Genomic DNA, 2,577 nt, shown 5'->3' with positions numbered 1-2,577 from the left:
CTCACCGTCCGAAGTGTTGTCGCCCCCGGGCTGTTCATCGGACAAGGCCGTCATCGGCAGATTGCTCGTTGGGAACTCGGAGCTTTTCTTGATGAACACGGTGAACATCGCCGAGATCACCGCCGCCATAAGCTCGGCGCTGCTGTAGCGCTCCAGCTTCTGCAACGGTTCCAGCACCGGGGCCAGGTAGGGCATGCCGCGCTTCTGGCCGGGCCGCTCCTTGTCCGCGAGGACATGCAGCACGCGGCGGCGCCCGGTCACAGCACCGAAGGCGGTCAACCGCTCCCAGGCCAGCGGGCGGCCGGCCAGGTGTTCGCCGGGATAGCCAGTGCAAACGTGGTAAGCAATCGGCGCACCCAGGCCGTCAAACTCGACGCCATCGACCAGGTCGACCTTATCCAACCCGCCGTTCGGGTTGCTCACCCGGTCGGCCTCGATCAGTTGTAGCCGGGTGCTGAACACACAGCCGGCGCGCTCCTGGTCCGGGCTGGCCACCAGCACATCCCCCGCCACCAACGACGACACCAGCACCAGGGCCTGGAGCTGGTAGTGGTTCAACGTGGCCTCGGCATCACACTCGCGAGGGTCATCGGCGTACAGCGACCAGACCCGATCCAGCTCGCCGTTGAGCGCGTCGCCCTGCTCCTCGGTCAAGCCCAGGGCTTCGTGGTCGACCTGGGCCCGACACACCAGGCCGGTGCCCACCACGTTGGTGCGCAACCGCAGGACGGCTGCCCGGGCGATCAGGTGATTACGCATCGCATCGCGGGAGCGCGCCACCAGCATGCGCCGCTCGCCCTGGTTGAAGTCACGGCGAGGGCTACCCAGGCCGGGTATCCAACTGGCCATGCTGCGCAGCACCCGCGAGGCGCCACGCCAACGGGTTTCAACGCCACCGCCGCCGCCCTGGGCGACGATCTGCCCGCCGTCAACCGAAGCGCGGGCCACCTTGATGGCCTCGCGCATCAGTTGCTCGGCCGGTGCCTCTCGGCTACGGAATGGCCACATGATCAAATCCCCATGTAGGAAACGCGACTACGGCCACGTCCCTGGAGCGCGGCCTGCTCGGCGGCAACATCGGCGGCGTACTGTCTTTCCAGCAGCCGCAAGCTGTTGAGTTCGGCTAGCTGAACCTCACGCTCAGATCGGCGCAGGCGCTGACCGGTTTTCAGGACGGCCGAGATCGCCGCCCTGACTTCCGCCAGGCGTTGTTGTGCATCAGTCATGTTGAACCTCAGTGATTAGCCGACGCGGCTCCGGGTGCCCCTGCCGCGAGTCACTGCGCGACGTGGAACCGGGGCTACCGCCTGCTCGGTGGTAAAGAGGGTGGGCTGGAGCAGCTGCTGCTCCAGCTGGTCCCATTCGTTGTCGCGCAGCAGATGCGTTTTCAGGCTGCGGGCCGCGTGCAACGCGTACACCTCACAGTCCAGCGCTTCGTTGCGCCGGCCGGCTTTCTTCTGCCAAACCATCTTGCTGGGCTGGCGGGGATGCGGGGCCAGCACCTCGTTTGTGACCTGCTCGTAATAGTCCGCGCGGATCTCGCTGTACCAGTGCATCCGGCCGGGCCCGCTGCCGGTGAGCCGCATCCGGCCATCGATCAGCGTCTTGGCCTTGTGCGTACCGACGATGAACACCCGCAGCCCGTACTTGGCGGCCTTGGTGTTGTCTTGGGTGGTGTCTGCGGACTGCGCCGGCTTGGTGAAGATCTCCCGGTCCCGGCTGTCGATGGACGCGCCCTTGATCGCCATGATGTTAAAGCGCTGCCGGTCTCGCACGTAGGTGTACACCGCGTCACTGGTGTTGCCGTCCGAGCTGTCGAGGCTCACCGCCGACACCGCAATCTGGGCGCCGCCATCGACCGGAATCGGCGTGGAAATGATCTTGTCCAGCTCAGACCACACCGGGTCATGGGGGTCTATCGGGTTGCCCGGTAGCTCGCCCCAGTACAACCGCCAGGACTCCTCCCCCCTGCCCCAGCCCACGATCAGCAGCGCCAGGCGGTCACCCTGGACGTCCACACCCACCGTCACCAGCAGCACGCCCTTGGGCGCGGTCAGCTCGGCATAGGGCTCGGCGCGTTTCTCCAGGTCGTCGGTCTTGGGCGCGTTGCTTTTGTACTCGTAGCTCTCACCCATCGAGCTGTTGGTAAAGGCGATCATTGGGCCAATGTTGCCGTTCGATGCTGCATGCTCGGCTTGCAGCTTCTTCTCCATCAGCACTTCGAAGCGTGAGCCGTGGAACGTGGCATACAGCTCGTTGATGATGTAGCCGGCGATTCCGCGAAACTCGGCGGTCGCTTCCCAGCGGCCGTGCTTGAGGTTCGCGTTCTTCTGGTGGTCGTCCCAGATGGCGCTGCAATGCGGGCAAACATAGAACGCCGTTTCGGGACGGCGCTTGCCGTAGACCTCATGGAAATAGTGCGGGTCTTCATCGCAGTGCAGGTGTTCGAAGCTCAGCGCGTGGGCCTGCCCGCATTCATGACACGGCACCAGGCCAATACGCTTGTCCGACAGCTCCAGCTCAGCATCGATTGCCGACAGCCCCTTGATGGTCGGGGTGCCGCCGATGATGATCTTG

Annotated in this window: 3 protein-coding genes; all 3 read right to left on the bottom strand. The window is 65.0% G+C overall.

What is annotated here, in order from left to right; all coding sequences use genetic code 11:
• The coding region (locus CAG11_RS32855) for a phage portal protein (protein WP_143494895.1) at positions 1–1,008 on the bottom strand (1,008 nt) is incomplete at its 3' end.
• Between the two features lie 2 nt (positions 1,009–1,010).
• Positions 1,011–1,226, bottom strand: coding sequence for a hypothetical protein (locus CAG11_RS32850; protein ID WP_085600847.1), 216 nt, complete (start codon positions 1,224–1,226; stop codon positions 1,011–1,013).
• A gap of 15 nt (positions 1,227–1,241) precedes the next feature.
• On the bottom strand, positions 1,242–2,577 hold a 1,336-nt coding region (locus tag CAG11_RS32845; RefSeq protein ID WP_085600845.1), incomplete at its 5' end, for a terminase gpA endonuclease subunit.

The organism is Pseudomonas sp. B6(2017), from assembly GCF_002112765.1.
Lineage (GTDB): Bacteria > Pseudomonadota > Gammaproteobacteria > Pseudomonadales > Pseudomonadaceae > Aquipseudomonas > Aquipseudomonas piscis.
The sequence above is the reverse complement of the archived record's forward strand: the minus strand, read 5'-3'. Positions and strand labels throughout refer to the sequence as shown.

What these genes read in the sequence shown, in the direction of transcription:
- CAG11_RS32850 (WP_085600847.1), bottom strand. Translation starts at nt 1,226, where the DNA reads ATGACTGATGCACAACAACGCCTGGCGGAAGTCAGGGCGGCGATCTCG.